The 21110-nt window shown below is 41.1% G+C and carries 9 protein-coding genes; all 9 read right to left on the bottom strand.

What is annotated here, in order from left to right:
• Positions 1-51: 51 nt before the first annotated feature.
• The 9 genes from GC096_RS02210 to GC096_RS02170 all read right to left on the bottom strand — a co-directional run bounded on the left by GC096_RS02210 (position 52) and on the right by GC096_RS02170 (position 21042).
• Positions 52-1599: a CBM96 family carbohydrate-binding protein gene (locus GC096_RS02210; RefSeq protein WP_171628672.1), complete on the bottom strand. Its 1548-nt coding sequence runs from the start codon at positions 1597-1599 to the stop codon at positions 52-54.
• Positions 1600-2168: 569 nt separating this feature from the next.
• Positions 2169-4385 (bottom strand): helix-turn-helix domain-containing protein, encoded by a 2217-nt coding sequence (locus GC096_RS02205; protein ID WP_171628671.1) that lies wholly within the window; start codon positions 4383-4385, stop codon positions 2169-2171.
• 246 nt (positions 4386-4631) lie between these two features.
• Positions 4632-6155 carry a family 43 glycosylhydrolase gene (locus GC096_RS02200; RefSeq protein WP_246302519.1) on the bottom strand — a complete coding sequence of 508 codons (1524 nt, stop codon included), beginning with the start codon at positions 6153-6155 and terminating at the stop codon, positions 4632-4634.
• A gap of 416 nt (positions 6156-6571) precedes the next feature.
• Complete coding sequence (locus GC096_RS02195; RefSeq protein ID WP_171628670.1) at positions 6572-8308, bottom strand: S-layer homology domain-containing protein; 1737 nt, start codon at positions 8306-8308, stop codon at positions 6572-6574.
• 66 nt (positions 8309-8374) lie between these two features.
• The gene (locus tag GC096_RS02190; protein WP_171628669.1) at positions 8375-14875 is read right to left on the bottom strand and encodes an Ig-like domain-containing protein; all 6501 of its coding nucleotides are present in this window, start codon (positions 14873-14875) and stop codon (positions 8375-8377) included.
• 185 nt (positions 14876-15060) lie between these two features.
• Positions 15061-16692 carry an extracellular solute-binding protein gene (locus GC096_RS02185; RefSeq protein WP_171628668.1) on the bottom strand — a complete coding sequence of 544 codons (1632 nt, stop codon included), beginning with the start codon at positions 16690-16692 and terminating at the stop codon, positions 15061-15063.
• Between the two features lie 80 nt (positions 16693-16772).
• Positions 16773-19244 carry a glycosylhydrolase-like jelly roll fold domain-containing protein gene (locus GC096_RS02180; RefSeq protein ID WP_171628667.1) on the bottom strand — a complete coding sequence of 824 codons (2472 nt, stop codon included), beginning with the start codon at positions 19242-19244 and terminating at the stop codon, positions 16773-16775.
• Between the two features lie 41 nt (positions 19245-19285).
• Positions 19286-20116: a carbohydrate ABC transporter permease gene (locus GC096_RS02175; protein ID WP_246302533.1), complete on the bottom strand. Its 831-nt coding sequence runs from the start codon at positions 20114-20116 to the stop codon at positions 19286-19288.
• A 71-nt stretch (positions 20117-20187) separates the two neighbouring features.
• Positions 20188-21042, bottom strand: coding sequence for an ABC transporter permease (locus GC096_RS02170; protein ID WP_246302532.1), 855 nt, complete (start codon positions 21040-21042; stop codon positions 20188-20190).
• Positions 21043-21110: the final 68 nt, after the last annotated feature.

Here is a 21110-nt window from a genome sequence, read left to right as displayed (position 1 = left end):
CGTGTTGCAATAAAGCATACTGCTCGTTTGATTTCGGAAGAACATAATTATCTATCGAATATTAGCTTCGATCGGGATATTCAGTTCTTGGATAGCTTGAACAACAAGCTTTGCCATTTCATTGGCTCCATATTCATTGAAATGTGTATTGTCATTCGCTTCAACTGTCATGTAAATCTTCTTTGAACCTTCTACACCTAGTGACTCAATGAGAGTCTTACTTTTTGCTGTTAAATCAATAAGCTTGATACCAGTCGTAGTCGCGACTTCTTTCATTGCCGCAGGAAGATTAACACCAAGACTGTTAACATGTAGCGCTGTTGTGCTCAAGGTTGTATTATCGCTATTGAACAATCTTCTGACCGGTGGTGTAACAAGCACAGGTATAGCGCCTTTCTCTTTTGTTTGGTTGATCATACTCGTTAGATTGGCTTGATAATCTGCCTTCGTTGTGGTTTTGTCATTATGTCCAAATTGAATAAACACGTAGTCATTTGCTTTCACTTTAGCGATTAATGCCTTGAAAAAGAGGGTTCCGTTAAGAAAGCTGCCAGCGTTTTCACCGGAGTCCGCATAGTTTGCAATAAATGTACCCTTCTTAAAATATTGTGGAAACATTTGTCCCCAACCTGCCCATGGTGCTGTATTTTGATCACAGGTAGTCGAATCGCCAGCTAAATAAATACCAACTGGGCTGGCAGCGCTCACAACACTAACGCTCTTATATTTAGGAGATGAACCTGTGAATACAAGATCAAGTCCCTCAGTTCCAGAGCTACTTGACGGTTGTCCTTCAGGCGATCTAACATTTACCGTGAAAGTTTGCGTCGAAGTGCTTCCAGCAGTGGTCACCGTTTCCTTAATCATAGTTCTACGGGCTTCAGCTTGAATGGCTGTAGAACCCGCAGACGTACTGTCACCTAAAACGACAGTTACATCATAATTTCCTGGTGCTATATCTAAATGGTAGGATAGAGGATTAGTTACAGTACTTAATATAAGTGCCGGTTTATTAGATCCTTCTCTAGAAGTAATCGCATCCGCATAGCTTACATCAGTAGTATCTGTCACGATCGCAAATGTAACGATTTTATCGGTCTGTGCTACGACATAGTTGGTTACGTCGATTTCATAAGTTGCGATGGAAAGATTTGTTACAGAACCAATATCCGTTATACCAGTCCCAGTCAATCCATATCCAGCTGTATTGTTATTTGGCGCATTGTTCCAAGTAATCCCTGTCTCTGTCCATGAATCATTATTCAGGCCGTAAACATGAAGTACATGATCGTTATTTGCAGATAATGTTGTAATTTTCAATTTAGCTAAGTTGAATGAAGATGCTCCAGTAAAGTCAAATTTGATATAACTAATCCGTTTATTATCTGCATACGTTAGATCTTTCTTACTAAATAATTGCGTCTCTGTTCCATAGTTTGTACTTGCATATACCCCGGATCGCACATACGAATCAGAAGTCGATGTATAAGTTGTATCTGCGGCACTAACATTCTCCGGTTGAATAGTAACCAAAATACTAAAAACCATTACAAATGCAATTAACGATAATATAGCTCTTTTAAAAATCCATTTACTCATTTTCTTACCTCCTCTATTAAAAGCGCTTACAATTAAAACAGGAACATTATAAACCCTGATTTATTCCATCACCTCCTCAAAATGTAACAATCAAATTGACTCGTTGTTCAAATACTCTTTGATCGTCTCATTTTATAACCAACAAAACTAACCACCCCGTATTGTATCGAACTTCGATACCAATTAAGACATAAAATTTTGTGTATTTCAATAAACCTTTTTCCGTTTATTATCATTTTTCCGTAAATCATCCATATCTCCAAGTTAAATAACCTCCACATAAATGAAGGTTTACGGTTTTAGTTTTAGGTTATAATTAATAGAACTTACTTTCACTTACTGGATCTATTATGGATACCAACTGTGAAATTTTTCAGCAGCAACCGCAGCGACTTCGAAGGATACGTTCGCGCACCTCGTATTTATACAATACTACCCTTATAAAAAGAGACCCTCGGATGAGGGTCTCTTTAAGGTTTGTTACTAATCATTGTTGATGTTGATAATAAGTAAAAATCCCACAGCTGTTGGTGGACTTCTAACATTCAAGTCAGTCGCGTCTACAGCATTTACGAGAAGCGCGAATCCCTATACTGGCCAGGGGTTAAGCCAACGCTTTTTTTGAAAATACGACTGAAAGATATGGAATTTGTATAGCCAACGCTAACCGATATATCTTGAACTGTATCTTGCGTTTCTTCCAGAAGCTTTTTCGCATAATCGATTCGAAGCGATATCAGAATGTCACTGAAGTTCTCGCCAAGTTCTTCCTTAAACAATTGGCTAAGATACTTGGAATTTACTTGAAAACGATCGCTCAGGAAAGTTAAAGATAAGTTAGGATCCGTAAAATTCTCATCCACGTAACTGCGAATGTCTTTTAGCAAGGCGTGATGCCTGCGATTTTGTGAGTTCTCATGCAGTTGCTCAACCAGCCCCTGCAATGCATTCCGAAACTCCACCTCAATCTTTTGTAGTGTCTCTATTTCCGCCAAGCTTTGTAACATCACTACTTTCAAATGGTCTCGCCAGTATGAACTAATATCAGAGGCCATCCCTACTAACTCTCGTTCTAACTGAAAAATGAAGTATTCAAGTAAACGTTGAATATCTTCTCTCTGCAATTGGTGGGTTCTCATTTCATCAAACAGCTTAGTGAAATTATTGCTCCATCCGTTTTCTGCCATACGAAGTTGAAGCACAGTCCCTTGAATTAACTGCAAATAGGCGAACCACTCATCTGTTAATTTCTCTCCGCCATCAACTGTGTCAATAATTTGATTCGTACCAAGCGTAACTTTGCGGCTAACTGCTAGTCCTGCCTCCTGATAAGCTTGGCGAACCAGAGCAACATCATCGACCATTGTCCCAATGCCGATCGTTACGGTAAAATCAAGATGCCCTTCAATCCAAGCTCGAATCTGTTCCATCATTTTTAACATTTGGTGCTCAAAATCAAATTCCTCTTGCGAAAAAAAGAGTAATATTAGACGACTCTTGGATACCCACTCAATTATAACTTGTTGCTGACATTGTTCTGAAAACTCCACTGCGACAGAGCTGATCACAAATTTAAAAAGTGACTGATCTTTAGGATTATATCTCAAGCAAAAATGGACATAATTATCAATTTCAAGAATAGCAGCGATAAATCGACTGTCTTCTCTTATTGCATACCGTTCACTTTCCAACTTCCAAACTGCCTGATTTTCTGCATATTCGCCATTTAACAAATTTTGTAAGAATTGTTGTTTGCGAATAGTTAAGTTCTCTTCTTGTTTTTCTTGAAATACCATATTATTCGTTATCAGTCTCTCAATTGCTTGATCAATAAATGCAAACTCATTCTTATCGGTATTGATGTCGTTCGACATGATTGTCGTAGAAAAGCGGTCAATACGATGTAAAATCGCTTCGATTGGCCTGTAGCTCCTACGCGTTACATAGAAGGTTGAGCCAATCGCTAAGACAATTGCACCTAATACAGCAAAAATCCACACCATATTACCGTGAAGCAGCACGCTGTACAATCGGCTGCCTTTAATTTCAGTCTGGTATGTCCAACCTGTATAATCTGAAGTAATTTCTCCGCGTACGCGAGTAGTATCCTTACCCTCAACATGAACGTCTGTGAAAAAAGGTTGTTTTTGCGCATCATATATTTGAGCATCTGTAATCGTACGATCAAGCATACTATCGACAAAATTGTTCACAGCATTTAAATTAACATTAATGATCATATAGCCAAGGCTTGCTGATTCCAATGGGATTTTTCGTCCTAACGAAATTACCCTTAGTTTCGTCTTATTGTCATTATTCTTTACTCTAGGAGAAGACCAATTAATAGGATAAGGCTGTTCTAATAATTCCGTAATATATCCCTGATCGGGAAATACATCCATGGAACGAATCATGCTTTGATCCAGCACAAAACGATCTTTCGCTCTATACAGGTAGATTGAATCAATAAAATTATGCGAAACCATCATATCTCTCAGCAAATTCGAGGCTGAATAATTGAGCAGACGATCAGATGGCATCTCTAAAAACGCTTGCAAATCACTATTCGACTGAATAACTTTACGGACATCTGCGTCAATCGTTTTCAGCGTATTATCAATCATATTGCTAATATATTCCGTGGTAACCTTATTAGCTTGAATAGCATTACGAACATTGAGTTCATTAAGTACAGTCACGAAAATAGAAATTAAAATTGAAATTGTTAAAAATAAAATCGGAAGATATGAAAACATCATGCGTTTGATATAGGTATTGTTTTTCATGGTTGGCTCACCCTGTTTTGCAGCTTTTTTTAATACTATAACATATCAGGCAGCATGAGTTCGATTCTGCTTATTCCGAGTAGTTATCTAGAAGTATTTAAACTATACGACTTGAGAAGCTTTAACGCAATAAACTGATTTCTGTTCGATTAACCAATTTCAGAAATAGACATTGGAGGAATACTTATTAATAGAAAAACACCTGGTCTGCACATTAAGCAAACCAGATGCTCTTATTATAACCATTTAGTTCTTAATTAATGACCAATCATCAGCAGAAACCCAATTCCCTGCATTTGCGACTGAGTAAAGAGCAATCCGTACTGATCCGTTCGTAACGTTAATATTCGGGATCGTAATCTGCATCCAACTGCTAATCACGGAGTTGACATTGTATCTTAGCTCCGACCCACCATAGTTACTTACATAAATGTAAGCGCTCGTCTGGCCTCCACTGCTTTTTACCCATGTCTTGAGTGTATACGTGCCGTTCGGCAAATTGGTAATGTCCTGATAACGGGTGGCACTATACGCTGCAGATCCGGTTTGCTTCGCAGCCCACCGACCCGAGTGTCCACCGAGTACATTCGCATTGGGATTCGTTGAAGCATTTGTCCACGTTTGCCATCCCGCCAAACTATTTTGAGAAACGCGATCCGCCTCATAGCTTGGATTTAGTACATAGTTATTTCCGCTGCTTGTACTCCAAGTTCCTGTCGCTGCATCTATATTAAATTCACTTAACGAATTCATACTTGGCGTTGTCCCGTTGAAAGATAGAGGCATCCATTGATTATAACCAATTCCATTCCCAGCAAAGTCGCTCCAACGATCTCCTCCAAACAAAATAGTCGTCCCCGCTGTTCCCTGTACATTTACGAACAATCCCGTTTGAGTCACATGAGAAAAATCCTTGTTTGTATTACCCATAACAAACTCGCTTGAGTAAGGACCATAAATGTTCGTCGAAGAAATACAGTACGTTTGGGAGGCATTCCAACCATGTAGGTCGGAGCCGCAAACGTAGTAAACACCGTTATATTTAAACATAGCATTACCTTCCCGCCCAGCAGAGACATTAAAAATCTGAGTCGCCGGTTCCACGTTTAGATAATCTGAGGTGCGTAATGGAGAAATGTATACGTTTGCACGACCTCCTGCATTACTGAACACAAGATAAGCTTTTCCGTCATCGTCATTAAACACCGCTTGATCGCCCGTACGGTCATTTACAACATTAGTAATGGTCGTTTGCACGTGGTCGTAAGTAAACGCCCCCGTAGGTGTGCTACTAGTCGCAAATGCTGTCCCCTTACCATTAGGACCTTGATACTGCATAACCAATACGTATTTCTGTGTCGTACTGTTGTACGCAGCACCAATTCTTCCCACCCAATCGGTGTCCCAAGTCGAACCGTCTGACGCTGCTGTCACAACATTACCTTCGAATTTCCAATTCACCAAGTCTGTTGAGGAATAGCAAGTTATTGCATTAAAACTCGCATCACTGTTGAGCGAAGTGGGATTATTGTAATATGTGACGGCACCATTATATTTCACACCATACCAATAATACTTGCTGCCGACTTTGAGAACTCCACCGCCCTGTGAATATATAGGATTTCCTGATGTATCCTTCCAAAAAACATCATTTGTCAACTTTTGACTAGCTGCACTAGCAGACGTACCACCGATGAAGCATGCCATCATAAAGAGAAATAGGAAGCTTAAGAAAGGTACACGTTGTTGTAAGCTCTTTCCTTGGTTCATTTTGTTCTTCCCTCCATTAATAAATTATTAAATAAATGAAAGTGAATCATTGCTTCTGATCCTTACAATGCCCTCCTCTCTTTATAAAGATGAGCGCATCGGCTAGGCTTCCTCGGTGTCGATCCTGCTGCGCACTTTCAAACTATAGGATTAAGTTACTTATTTTGGCAATAAACTCCTTTCTGTTGGACAAACATTTTTCTGTTATCAATCATTTCCTTCATAAATTAAAAAACAGGGAATGTCCGTTCTCCGTCACATGAAAGGTTTGGATATCAAACTTAATTTCTTCGACTTTGCTACAAATATAAACGGCCTCAGTCTATTGAAACTGAGGACTAAGGCCGCTAAGTTATTCCAGTCTCCGCAAAGAATTTACGGGTTGCACCATAATTCTTTATCATATTTCTTGAAATTCAATTATTGTCTTGAAACAATCTATACAAGACAGCTGCAGCTTGTGCTCTAGTAGATGGGCTCTTGGGAGTAAAATAACCCTCGGTCGTCCCGTTCATTAGACCTGAATACTGTAACGCGGAGACGGCATCTCTCGCATAGTCGGACACTAAATCCAAATCTTTAAATTTAGTTGTTATGTTGTTCATGCTTAATGGTAAGTCACTTGCTATTCCTAACAGCTTGGAAACCCGGAAAATAAGCACAGCCATATCTTCACGGCTGATCTGGTCATTTACCCCGAAAGTCCCATCATCCTTACCTTGTACTAAACCTGCTTTTTGGGCAGAGGCAATGGAGCTGTAGTACCAAGCATTCTGCACGACATCCGAAAAAACAGAAGTAGCTGTCTTATCCTCTAGCTCGAATAGCTGGACAAGGAGTTTTACAAACTCCCCTCTTGTCACCTGACCTTCAGGTACATAGTACCCCTCGCTTCTGCCATCAATTATTTCACGTGCAGCCAATCCAAGAACGCCTTCACTAGCCCATGCATATCCGGCCATATCCTTGAAAAACGCCGTAGAATGGTACGCCACATATTTGCTAAAATGATTTGGTTTAAACGTAACCATGTGTGTTGACGCATTATATTTAGCATTTCGTACAATTTCTAGCTTGCCATCATCTCTAAGGAAGTAGATTACAACTTGATTCGGTTTCTCGCTTGGACCAAGTACATAAGGAATTTCAACCTTAACCTCGCCATTAAAGCTTGTCAGCCTTTGTCCATCTAACATCAAATTAAAATCATAGACTGGCTGAGAGCCCGTTTTTTGCCTCACTTCCGATGAAAGCGTTGCAGGATCTACTTTGGCTACTGTGAACACTAGATTGGAGCTTTCGGAAACCTGAACGTTCTGAAGCACCTTGCTTTCTAAGATTATCGTCGCCATGCCTGTTTGTATTTTTATCGAATCTGAATGGCCTGATTGAGAGGCTGCTTGGAGCCACTCGGCTGCTGGTAAGCTAACCTGCACTTCTCTAGTTTTTGGTTTCGAAACGATGTCAATGAGTACGGATCCATTTTTCGCGTGTTCGGATGCTTCAAGGAGTTCATTTGGCTTAACACCTACAGAAATAATTCCCTTTTCCGTAGGTTCCGCTTCAAGCGTGATGACATCCAAATTAGAGTTCGGACTTGGGCTTGGGCTTGGGCTCGGGCTTGAGCTTGGGCTTGGGCTTGGGCTTGGGCTTGGGCTTGGGCTTGTAGATGTTACAGTTATCTTAACTTCCCCGCCCATCACTCCCACCAAAGACTGCGGCTGAGGTTGACTGTTCAGTAAGGACAATGAAAGCAAGCCTATGGATGCATTACCATTTCCCACTGCTTTGAACGTAATTGTAAACAAATCCTTATCTCCGTTTAGCCCTGCTCTGCGACCTGTAAGTGTAAATACAAGACTAATCTTATTATTAACAATTTCAGGCTCTCTTACAAAAGCCTCTCCAATTAAAGCACTGGAATACCCTGTATACTGTAACTTTGCACTATCATAAGCAAGCTCCATTTCAGCACCATAGACATCCGCGAGTGATTTCCCCCTAACGGTAATCGTAATATTTTCTCCTGATTGGACATTACCCGAGGATGATTGCAATTCGAATGTATTTGATACTTGTTCTGCATACGAGACTGGTAGCATAGATGCCAACAACAAGAAAGCAAGACAAACCACTTGAAGATAACGTTTCATATTGGATCCCCCAAAATAAGCTTCGGATGGGAGATACATCTATCTTCTCCCATCCGTTAAATGTTGTTAGTTCAGTATTCGCTGTGCCATGGAGACAAGGTCAAATAAATCTAGTGTTCCGTCTTGATTTAAATCATATTTTTGGAGCGATTGCCAATTCGCGGAGCTACTAGTCGCATGATAATTTGCTGAAATTAATGCTACATCACCTACTCCAGCAGTCTGACTGGCCGAAGCGCGAAACCCGGTCAGTGCCTGAGAGAGTGCATCTCGTGCCTGATCCACCTGAGTCTGAGTGGCATTACTTTGATCAAATACCACTTTGGCTGTCGCGATTGCAGCGTTAAGTACGTCAATAGCGCTCTGTGAATAATAACCAAAACGAGGTGCCGCCGGATTCAAAACCTTAGCGTTTGTGATGGTATTAGTAGCATCCGCCATGATGGTTATCAAATCTGCCTTGTTCACTGGAGCTGGAGCAACGATGTTTATCGTATGTCCGCTACCGCTACTCACCGTCATCTCGTTCCCAAATTGATCACCCAAGACTATGCCGTTCATATAGACATTGGTAGTAACCGACTGGTTCAATGCCCGAAATGTAAGTGAGAGTAAATCCAACGTGCCAGTAACTGCGCTTGTCGAACCAGTACTAGCTTCGATGATTTTTACTGTGCCTAAACCATTCGTGCTTCCCACCACGTTAAAGCCATTAAGCAAGGAACTCACATTTACGTACTCAATATCATTCGGATTGTAATTAACCGTAACTGACTTGGCATATACGTTACCAATGACATTCGCTAGCCCGTAAGTAAGCTGGAAGGTTTCTCCTGTCTGTATGGAACTCGGCCCTGTCAATCGATATGAAGTCGTAGTTACAGGAGGCACTGCATTTACCGTTACTTGAGCAGTTGCAGTGTAAGAGCCGTCAACGGAAGTAACTGTTACAACCGTTGTACCTACTTGCTTTGCAGTTATGACACCACTGGGACTAATCTCCGCTATGTTTGTGTTGCTAGAACTCCAGGTCACAGCTTTATTGGTTGCATTCTGCGGCGATAGTGAAGCTGTTAATTGGGAAGTCTCACCTTCTAACAGAATTACCATTGGCGATATCACACTAACACCTGTCACACTAACAACGACTGGCGGTAGCAATAAAGTCCTTGCAGACACTACAGACGACTTAACAGATTCACCTGCTGTGTTAACTGACGAAACCTTATAATAGTAGATCGAGTCTGCAGTTAAGCCTGAATCAGTATAAATCGTTCCTGTTATTGGAACACTATTCAACTTGACATTGTTCCCATCAGCAGAAGTTGAACGATATACATTGTAGCTCACAGCTCCACTGGCCTCACTCCAGTTTATCTCGATACTATTCATACTCGTCGCCGTAGCACTTAGATCTGTAGGAACCGATGGAATAGAGATTGCCTCTGCATATTTAAATTCTAATGTACGCACTTCTTGCTTCCTGAATAAGTCAATTGTAAATGTAACGGTGACATTTCCAGGTGTCATTGCAGATAACTTACCGTTGACATCGATCTGAGCATTACCTGATGTAACCTGCCAGTTATAAGCATATACATCTGAAACCCCATCCCCACCAGAGGCAATATAGGATAATGTAGGAGTTGCATCTTGCTCCAATACTACTGGATCTGAATACTCCTCGCCGTCCACATATACTTGAAGAATTTCAGATGCATTTGGCTTACCTATTGTGAGTTTAACATCAGTATATACGTCAGGCGCACTGACGGATGAAACTCGAATGTAGCCAGTAGCACTTTGAATAGCTTCATAATTCCCATAGTTGACCAATGAAGTTGGATTTATGGATACATTTCCATAAGTATCAACAGATACAGTACCCGCTAAATCACCCAACGGTGTAAATAACATACGCTGATCAGCTGCTGCTGGAAGCACACGAGCATTAATCTTCGCCGTAGCACTCAGTGCATCCTTGACTGGTACCAGTTTTATTCCTTGACTCTCGTTCGCATTTATCCCCTCCACATCAAGGTCAATCTTTTCAGCTTGAATGGATGTCTTGTACACCGACAAATTATCAATCGTCGTGGTCCATGATGCAGAAGAGTTGAAATAATGTGAAAATGCAATCGCGCCAAAGCTATTTGAATAACTTACCCTGGAATCCATTGCTAATCCCGATACGGTAGAAGTAATGCTAGGGTCATTCTTATTTGTCACTGTAAAGCTTATCGTTCTATGTTTAAAATCCAGAACCAGCCTTACATTGTACTCCTTATTCGCTCCTTTTAAGCCCGTACCTACATTTATAGTATCCGAATAAGTTCCACCAACTCCGCCGCCACCGTGAATGTAGTTAAAACTTCCATTTACATCATTATTCTTTGTTGGCATAGCCGTTGAGTTATTCGTTTTATTGAAGTAATACGTCATTTCATAATCAGTCCCAGAAACTGCAGGGAATGTTGCTAATGCCAGATACGTATTCCCATTTGTATCCTCGATTGAAATATTTGCGCCTCTGGAACGGTTATCCGCCGTAAAAGAACCTACATTCCAATCAAAATCTACAACAACTTCATCGCCACTTACCGGAGTGAACGTTCTACGGCTTAGAGAAGTCGCAGATCCTGCTTTACTACTTACAGCCGCCTGAAGTTTTTTATTGCCAGATGCGTCAACTACTTGATAAGTAAACGTGTTGCCATCTGTAAATCCACCCTTAGAAGCTATGCCATAGTTTTCCCAATCCTCACTGATTTGGGGTACATAGATTGTTGCACTATCCGAAAAGCTACCTTCTATAGAAGTAGCAGTTATTACTGCCACGCCTGGTTTATGTGCTGTGATAATTCCGTTCGTATCAACAGTTGCGACTGCACCATTATTCGAAGACCAGACTACACCTGTATTTGTTGCTTCCTCTGGTGCAAATATGGCTTCCAGCTTATTTACAGGTTTACTGTCTCCTTTTACAGCAGAATCGGGAGAGAAATAGTTGGATTTAACCCATATCTCACTTTTTGACAACTCCATACTAGTTGCAGCTATCGATCCTTCCACGACTTTTACAATACATTCTGCAGTCACATGACTACCGTCAGTCGAAGTAACAATTACTGTTCCGGTACCAGCCTGAAGCCCCGTCACTACGCCATGCTGATCTACAGATATAATACCCTCATTACCTGGCTTCACACTCCATGTAACAGCTTTATTCACGGCATTATCTGGCTGCGCTAAATAGACGAGGGTCTTAGTACCTCCAACAGGAAGTCCTATTTTGCTGTTTGAGAGCAGTAGTTTTTCAACTAGCACGTCAGTTACAGTAAGGGTTATGGAAGCTGTTATAGCAGGATTTGAATCAGATATAATCTTAATGGCTGTGGTGCCAGGTTTAATGGCAGTAACGAATCCTTTTGAATCCACTTTGGCAATACTTTCGTCACTACTACTCCAGTACACCTTGTTAAATGAGGCATCATTAGGTGTTACAGAAGCCGTTAGCTGTAAGCTTTTACCGGCGAGAACAGAACGATTTCCTCCACTAATCGATACTTGGGTAACATCTATTTGAGTTACGGTTACATTGAAATTCACACTGCTTGCTCCATCATCTGATGCAGCAGTGATAGTCGCCGTTCCGCCTTTAATTGGATTTAGCTGTACAACAGGTTCATAATTGGCGGTTGAAAGCTTATCTGAAAGTGTACGCATTGTCCTGTCATCGGTCTGCCAAGTATCTCCGTACCACCAGGCAATATTGGGATCCGATACCGTATATACAACTGCCTTCTTCGTGGGATTACCCGCAAAAGCACTTTTAAACTTTATCTTATCATAGGGTTTTGCATTGATTGTACTTCCTGGTGTTATTGTCCCAGTACCAACACTGCTTCCACCTCTAATGATGTCATAGGTGATAGACATCCCACTTGTCGTATCTGCATCACTAACTGTCACAGACACTGTTGTTGTGACATTCCCTATTGTCGCAGTGATTACGGCTGTTCCTGCAGATCTGCCTGTAACAAAACCAGTGTCAGATATCTCAGCCACGCTAGGATTATTAGAAGTGTAATGAATCGTATAATCTTTGAGTAATTTATCCAATGGCGCGATTGTAGGCTGTAATCGACTTACCTTGCCAACTTTCAGTGATATGTTTGCATTTAGAAATGATAAGTTGGTGGCTTCGCCTACATCGTAATTAGTTCCGTTGTATCGCAGTGGATTATAAATGGTATTCGATGCTTTTTTTGTGTTTCCCCTGATGAGGTAAGCATACATACTATCCATCATATCACCTGATTTACCGTTCAGAGTGCTCCCCATTTCCTTAATGCTATCTGTTCCATTGTTGAACATCGTACGTTTGCTGCCACCTGGGCCTTCTCCTGCTTTAGCGCCAGCTCCGTAGATGGCAATCGCCTCTGTATTCCAATAATAAAATCCTCTTTTTGTACCATAAGGATTAGGGATATCAAGAGGGGCCTGCATATAATCCAATAAGAAATTGTACTGTCCATTTGGAGTAGCATTATAGTATTGTGGCATTGTCAAGGTACTCTCGGTGTCACCTATAGGAGATGATGTCGTGAATGTGAAGCCCGTTTCTACGTTAATATAGTCATAGTACTTTGTTGCACTATTTTGCATCGCTGCGTTCATCATGACAAATTGGTTCGTGGTTTCTCGCCCACCATATAGTGAAAAAGCCATCCCGTCAAATTCAGCTCCACGATTTGCAAAAGCTTGGAAAAAGCCTGTGATTTGGGCAGGATCGTATCCTGTATTTGTGTGTATGGTGTCGATAGCACCAGGGTAAATTTCTTTTACCGCTCGCGTAGAAGCGGTTATAATTGCAGCATGCTGATTATAATTTGAACCCATGGCTACAGGGAATAAAAGTCCACCATCTTGCTCATTTCCATTCTTTACAGATATTACATTGACACCTTCAGACTTCATCTCAGAAAGGGTATCATGTACATAGTTATACACTGCAGTTTCAAGCATCTGAATATCGGGGTTCGACAGATTCCCATTGTAATCTTTTTGAATCCATTCATACGGCATATGTGCCTTGGCTGCACTTATCCATGTGTCGCTGTAGTGGAAACTAGGTGTATAGGTCATATTTAATTCGTTAGCGCGTTTGCCAATCGCAACACTATGCTTTTTATCGAAATATCCAGGGATCGTTTGCCGTCCTGTAACCGTTTCTCCATCATAACCTTTTGTTTCTGTTGATAAAGGTGTTAAGGTAGACCAGTCATAAACAAGATTTCCTGACTTGACCCATAGCGTGGTCAATATTGAATTAACACCATGATTGGACAGGATCCTCAATGCATCCTGCTGCACACCGTTCGCGAAATATTTTCCTCCAGCATCCTCAATAGGCTGAAGAAATGTCATGTCTGCACCTTTAATATAATCATTAGATATTTCGAACATATTCAGATTATCAACATAAGCAAATTGGTTTCCATTTGAAGTCCATTCATCTGCTGGGTGCGCGTTTTCAATTTCTTCATATTTGGGTCTTTGCCATCCATTTGGATAGGGCTTATCCGTATCTTTATTTTCATGGACGGAAACAGATTTGACATAGTTTTGATCAAATATCGTGTTTGCATACAACTCAACCTCTGTTTGATTCACGCCTGTATGAAACGCGATTGTGACCAGTGCATACCCCTCGGTACTGGCAGGAGCCTGACGCAGAACAACGCCATCCAATCCTCTAACGCCGAGATTAACACGATTGCCCAATGTTACTCTCTCAACCAAAACACCAATCACGTTCGTATTACTTATATTGTATTGTTTGGTTGTTTTGTACGTGTCTTGCTTATCCACTTTCATACGAACTGTCGCAATATAGTCCGTATTAGGCTTTACTGTTACTTTTTGACTAACTTCAGAGTCAGCCGCTAGCTTTACTGCATTCCCACCTGTATCGGCATTAGCTGAGTCAATTTGAACTCCGTTGCCTTTAGTGACCCAGTTTTGCAATCCACCTTCAAAATCCCAGTTCTTCACCGGATTGTTATCGTTTGAATCAAGCGTTATTGTAACCTCATCAATTTGCAGTCCGCTTGACGATCCCGCATTTATATTTAAAGTCATTTGCCCGTTGTAGACCAGCACATTTCTATGAGCGATCTGCCGCCAAGTACTTGTGTCTAAAAAGGTATCAATTTTAAGTACGGAATCAGGGCCGCCAGTATCTTTAATTGTTAAATTGGCAGAGTTGCTACTGGTCGCACCTTTAACCCACATACTTACTGTGTAGCTACCTTGAGGAATACCCTTGATTGTCTTCTTCAAAGAAGAACCGGATTTCATCAGAGCATAGTTCCCAAGTTTACCTCCATCAGCTTGATTCGTAACATTACCAGTTACATTCCATCCATCAAAATTTGATTCGAAACCTAGGTTTGCATCCCCTGAAGCATCTTCCTGTGCATATACAGTCGCAACTGGTTTCGTAGAAATGATTGAAAACAAAATCAATACACTGAGCAAACATGAAAGTATCTTTTTAAACATAGATACATCTCCTATAATTCAATCTCGTTTATCCTATTAGTAAATGATTTTCCCCCAAAACTTGAAATCGCTTCCATTTTGATGAATTATTAAACTCTTGAAAAATAACTTAAGCATTTCTCACTAATGTGTCGAGAGTAGATAGAGAGAAACCCCAATTCAGAATGGGGGCTTCTCTCGCATTATTATTTTTTCATTTCCTTGTAAGCCGCTCTACGCTCATCAATAACAGTCTGACCACCAATTTTCAGGTATTCTTGAACACCGGCATCATATATTTTAGAAAATTCTCCTGGTTTAGCCAAGATACTTTTCACGACAACTTCATTACCTTTATCTTTTAGCGTTTTACCAAACTTAATTTCGGAATCAATTGGACGATCAAAACGCGGCAACGTGAAACCATCTTTTAATCCGTTAATGATTGTTTGTTTTGCTAACTCTTTATAGTTCGGATATTGAATCGTTGCTGCTTCAATATTTTTATCCTTGGAACCGAAGTCTTTCCCGTTGGAAATCATTGCAATATCCGTGTTATTGTAGAACGTTTTCTTCGCTTCATCCGTTGTGATCGTTTTTGGGAAGCCATTCTCAAGTGTATAGTGTTGGCCTTCTATCCCATTCTGCAACGTGAACAATACATCTGGTTTAGACATCCAGTCAAGATACTTGATCGCTTCAGCAGCATGTTTGCTCATTTTTGGAACCATAAGGTAGGCACCAATCGGATCATAGATCGACTTAATTGACTTACCTTCGTCATTCAAGAATGGATCCATAGCTACGTACTCTGCCCCAGGGACATTTTTCTTAAGTGTATCAAATACCTGACCATTCCCCATCAGGTTATTATGCGCAGCTAGAGCCGTAAATGAACCGACTAGTCCGTTAGATACATCTTTTTGGAAACTCTTTTCGTCCTTATCTAGTGCAAAGTCAGGATTAATTAGACCTTCTGAATACAGTTTGTTCATAAATTGAACGCCTTCTTTGAACCCGGGTTTAGTCAATTCCGGGATAAAGTTTGACGTGGAGAGTGCATAATTATCTTCCTCGGAAACTTTTTTCTCAAATGAGTTCATAAGTACGAACGATGATGTGATACCATTACTGTCAAATGCACTGAAATCGTATGGAATTACTTTGCCGCCTGTTTGACCAGGATCCTTTTCCTTAAACGCTTTCAAAGTTGCATTAAATTCTTCCGTTGTCTTCGGAACGGGCAGTCCCAATTTATCTAACCAATCTTTACGAATGTATGAGGATTGAGTAAATTGAAGCGTTCTCTTTCCTGGAATTGTATATTGTTTGCCACTGAAAATTCCATACTTTAATACATCGTCTCCAAGGAATTTCTTTAAATTCGGGCCATTCTGCTCGATCAATTGGGAAAGATCAGTCAAACCGCCACTTTTAACATAATTGTTAATGGTTGTTGTATCGTAAGTGAATACGATGTCAGGAGCATCCCCAGAAGCCATCAAAACGTTTAATTTATCCACTTCCTGGTTTCGAGGAACCGGAATGAATTGAAGCTTGATGTTATTCGGATCGCCGAAATTCTTCTGAATCCATTGTGTCCAAAAGTTGTTATCAACTGGACCTGCACCTGCAGGTGCATTTCCACGATCGAATATCTCCACTTTTAAAGTGACTGGCTCTTTGCTGGCGTTGCTCGTCGCAGCAGCGCTTGCGGCTGGGCTGGAGGATGGACTAGAGGATGCATCTTTGGAACTACTGGAGCAAGCCGACAGTAAACCTGCAAGCAGAATCAACGCGGAAGAAGCTCCTAGTACTTTACTTTGTAATGTTTTCATAGACAAATTCCCCTTTACATGTTTGTTTTTATATGTTTTCCCCTTTACAGAGGTTAAAACCAAATGAGATGTTATTCCGCCTATACCTGTCTACCTAGTACCTGTATCGTTACGGGACCGAGTAAACCGGATGGTAACGACAAACCATCATGACGGTTCGCCAAACTATTGACTACTTCAATTCGAAGCGTATTTATGCCTTTTCGAACCATATGACCTATCTCCAATGTGTACGGTTTCCACATGCGCGTACCCGCATCTATACCATTTACCCATACTGTAGCCAACTCATGTACATCTCCAAGATCTAGTTTAACCTGAGAGTCCTGTATATTTTCATGAAGTTCAAAGTTGGCCGAATATGTCATTCTACCTGAGTATTGACTCATGCCTTCAAATTCTGTCCATGACTGTAATACGTGTAACTCACCATTCATCAGCTCGCCTTGTACTTCCCAACGTCCAGAAATCGTTATTTGTTCAATTAGGTGATCCAATTGCTGGTCTGGTTTAATTCTTTGAACAGCTTCCTTAGAAGGATCTATCGCAATGATTAAACACCCTCTTCTGGCAATGGAAAAGGCAATGGATCGACAGCCATTTGTCATTATTGTGGTTGCCCCAGTGAAAGTTTCACCTGTCCATGGATCCCATATCTCCGCGTGTCCGAAAATTTCCGTATGCAACTCTCCAAAGTATGGAACTTCGCCCTCATTGACGATTACGTAAAAAATAACGTCACCTTTTACAATTTGGCTGATGCGAATGTCTGGACATGTTGGTTGCAGTAATTTGTTTCGTTTGAATGCTAAACTAAGTGTAATTACCAACTCGTTCTCTTCCGTGATAAGCACCTGTCCGATATTGACCAGTTGCTTACTGTCTGACATTTCAACGATAAAACCACCTTGCTCAGCAAACCGCTCAAGCCAGTCTAAACTTTTCGGATCAAATGCAGCTGAATTTTCAATCAGAATGGCTTTGTAGAACTGGTTCCCCAATCGAATCATTCCGTTCTCAACTCTGCACGAAGGAAGCAGTTCTTCCTCCAGGTAGTTGAACTCCAACTGATTTTCATACAATGGTTTAACGATTCGCCATGGCAAGTTATCAGCCTGTGATAGCACAGCTATCTCTGCTAAATTGAAGCTGTCGGTCATTAACCAGCTCATTCGTTTCATGTACCTTGCAAAGGAGTTATAAACCGGCCACCAAATATTGTTAGGCCCAACATCTGGCGGTCGCTCATGCTGTCGTTCCCCCACTATGGAATAGTAGAAGGCATGCGGCACAATCATATTGACACCACGAACAAACAGCCAATCCAAATACCATTTCATATTATCGGCACTTAGCGCCCAACCACTTTCTTTGCCGCATGCACCAAAACATTCATTTAAGTTTCTTCTACGCCCTCGGTGGCGTGCTGCATCGGACGAGCATTTCCCCATCGTGCTATGCGGACCAGTTAAGGCATTGCCTACTTCAGGTGCAATATACCGCCAAACAACATCCTGTCCTGGTATATGAAAATGTTCTAATAATCCAATATCATCACTGGCTGCTGGATGACCGGTAAGACCAATTCCATGATTTTCACACCAATCAGCTAGTTGTTTGTAATAAGTACGGGCAAGACGCTTCCGTACTGTCCCATCGAATGTGCTGCGTATGCAATGCGTCCTCTGACCAGCCTCAAACCAAAGAGCAGGCAGGTCAATTAATGCGTTGCCTCCAGCAAGAAACTCATTGATAAAACCGTGCGTCCAAGGCTTCAAATCAGGTAAATGCCCGCGGCCTAGCAAGTCAGGTTCATCGGTAAAGAATGCAAATATCGTTTTGCCAAAATGCGGTGCAAGCCATTTATAGTAACACTCATGTGTAATCGTAATAAACGTTTGAACAGCCTCCGGATTTAATAAGTCTGCTGCTAGTGGCGCATCAGCCTCTCCATCATCTTGTCCGAAATGCACCCCACGAATCGTTCCCTGTGAATTGGTTTCAATGAATAAGAGTATTGACCATTCACCATCATCCGCGGGAATAAAGGTAAGTCGATCTTGTTTAAGATTAAAATTTATTATAGAATCCTGCGCAATCTCAGTTTGTGATAATTTGTGTACAGCTTGCGCAGCAACAATCACTTCACCCTGGGAACAAACTAGGGGTAGATCGATGCCTTGGCTTGAACAAGGATGCTCTTCCATTCTCAGACCTCTACTGGCGTAAGCAGGATTCTGCTTCACCACAAGTCCGCATGCAGACCCAGAGGGGTACATCCCCTCGTCGTATAGTATAATACTCATTCCTAACTTCGCTGCCTCGGCAACAACAGACTTGACCAGTGCCATATAAGCTTCTGACAGATATGGTGTTTCACGAGACAATCCCATGCGGGGATGAATCACTACACCGCTAACTTCTTTGGCATGGAATTCATGGAGCTGTCTGAGAAGTTCTTTCTCTGACAATTCATCATTCCAAAACCAAAACGGTATTGGACCAAATTCTGCTGGGGGATTCATAAATTCCTTTTTCAACATTTCCAGCATATTTTTGTTACTTCCTTCCCATTCACACCATTGTATAATGCTTAGCCTTTCACCGCTCCAATCATCACACCAGAAACAAAGTACCGCTGAAGCCAAGGATACACAATTAAAATTGGTGCCGTCGCGAACATAATACTTGCTGCTTTAATACTCTCAGGTACAGATTCAATCTGGGAAGCACCTTCCTGAGCAGTTAAATCCGTCACCATACTGTTCATTACAACTTGGTACAGCTTAAGCTGGATTGGGTATAATTCCGGTTTCGTTATATAGAACAAAGCATCCATAAAACCGTTCCATCTTGACACTGCATAGAATAAGCTAAGAGTGGCGATCGCCGGCATGGAAAGTGGTAGAATAATGCGAATTAATGTCCCAATATGTGAGCTGCCATCAAGGTAGGCTGACTCTTCCAGACTAGCAGGTACAGAAGCAAAAAATGTACGTAAGATAATCAAATTAAATGCTGAGATCATACCCGGAACGATTAACGATGTCAAACTGTCCAACATCCCAAGCTGTTTTACCAGTAAATATTCGGGGATTAAGCCGCCGCTGAAAAACATCGTAAACACAATGAGAAGCATGAACACTTTTCTGCCCTTAAGACGTTCTTTCGTTAGAGGATACGCTGCACAAATGCTCATGATCATACTCACTACCGTAAAGGTAACCGTCAGAACAATTGTCAATCCCATTGACCACAACATTCTCGCGTCTTTGAATACAATGACATATGCGTTAAAATCCAGTTCTCTAGGAAAAAGTGTCACTAAGTCCGATAGAATTGCATGCTTAGAACTCAGCGACATGGCAATAATGTGTAGAAAAGGCATTAGACATACCAGAAGTATCAATCCGATAACCAGCATAATTAAAGCGTCGGTCACACGAAAACGATTCGGTTTATTTATTACTGTCACATTTTTCACGTTTGTTCCTCCTACCATAATCCTTCCTCTCCAAACTTCTTAGCTATAGCGTTTGCACCTACAACAAAGACAAGTCCAACTAGAGCCTGAAATAATCCCATTGCTGTTGCGAGCGAGAATTGAGCCGATTTCAGACCCGCTTTATAAACAAATGTGGAAATAACTTCCGCGTAGTCCATAACTAATGTATTGCCCATTACAAACGGACGCTCAAAGCCAATTGTCATGATATGTCCAAGCTGCATAATCAGCATCACTACAATCGTTGAGCGGATGCCCGGTAGCGTAATATGCCATATTTTTTTCCAACGTCCTGCACCATCGACATCGGAAGCTTCATACAATTCCTTATTTATGCCAGTCAACGCCGCTAAATATATAATGGTTCCCCAGCCTGCACTTTGCCAGATCCCAGTTCCGAGATAGACGAAAAGCCAATTGGTTTTTTCGGTCAGAAACGGAACAGCAGGAAGCCCAATGCTTTCAATGAAATTGTTGATCAAGCCGTTTTTTGTAGCAAACATTTGATAAACAAGCCCACCAATGATAATCCAGGAAATAAAATGAGGAAGATAAAGAACCGTTTGTGCCACTTTTTTAAACCAAACTACTCGTAGTTCATTTAACAATATCGCTAAAATAATTGGGGCAGGGAAGGAAAATATTAGATCTAGCAAGTTTAGGATTAATGTATTTCTTACAACTGTATAAAACTGACTCATGGCAAACAGTTCGCGAAAGTTATCGAAGCCTACCCATTCGCTACCAGTTACTCCTTTGAAAATGTTGTAATCTTGAAAGGCAATTGCTGCTCCATACATCGGTACATACTTAAATAGAATGAAATATGCAATTGGTAAAATCATAAGTAAGTACAATTGGTAATCTTTAATGAATGCGCCTTTTCGCCGACGCTTAACGGCCACTTTTATGA

Origin of the sequence: Paenibacillus plantarum, assembly GCF_013141695.1 — a bacterium.
GTDB lineage: Bacteria > Bacillota > Bacilli > Paenibacillales > NBRC-103111 > Paenibacillus_E > Paenibacillus_E plantarum.
This window is presented reverse-complemented; position numbering and strand designations above follow the sequence as displayed.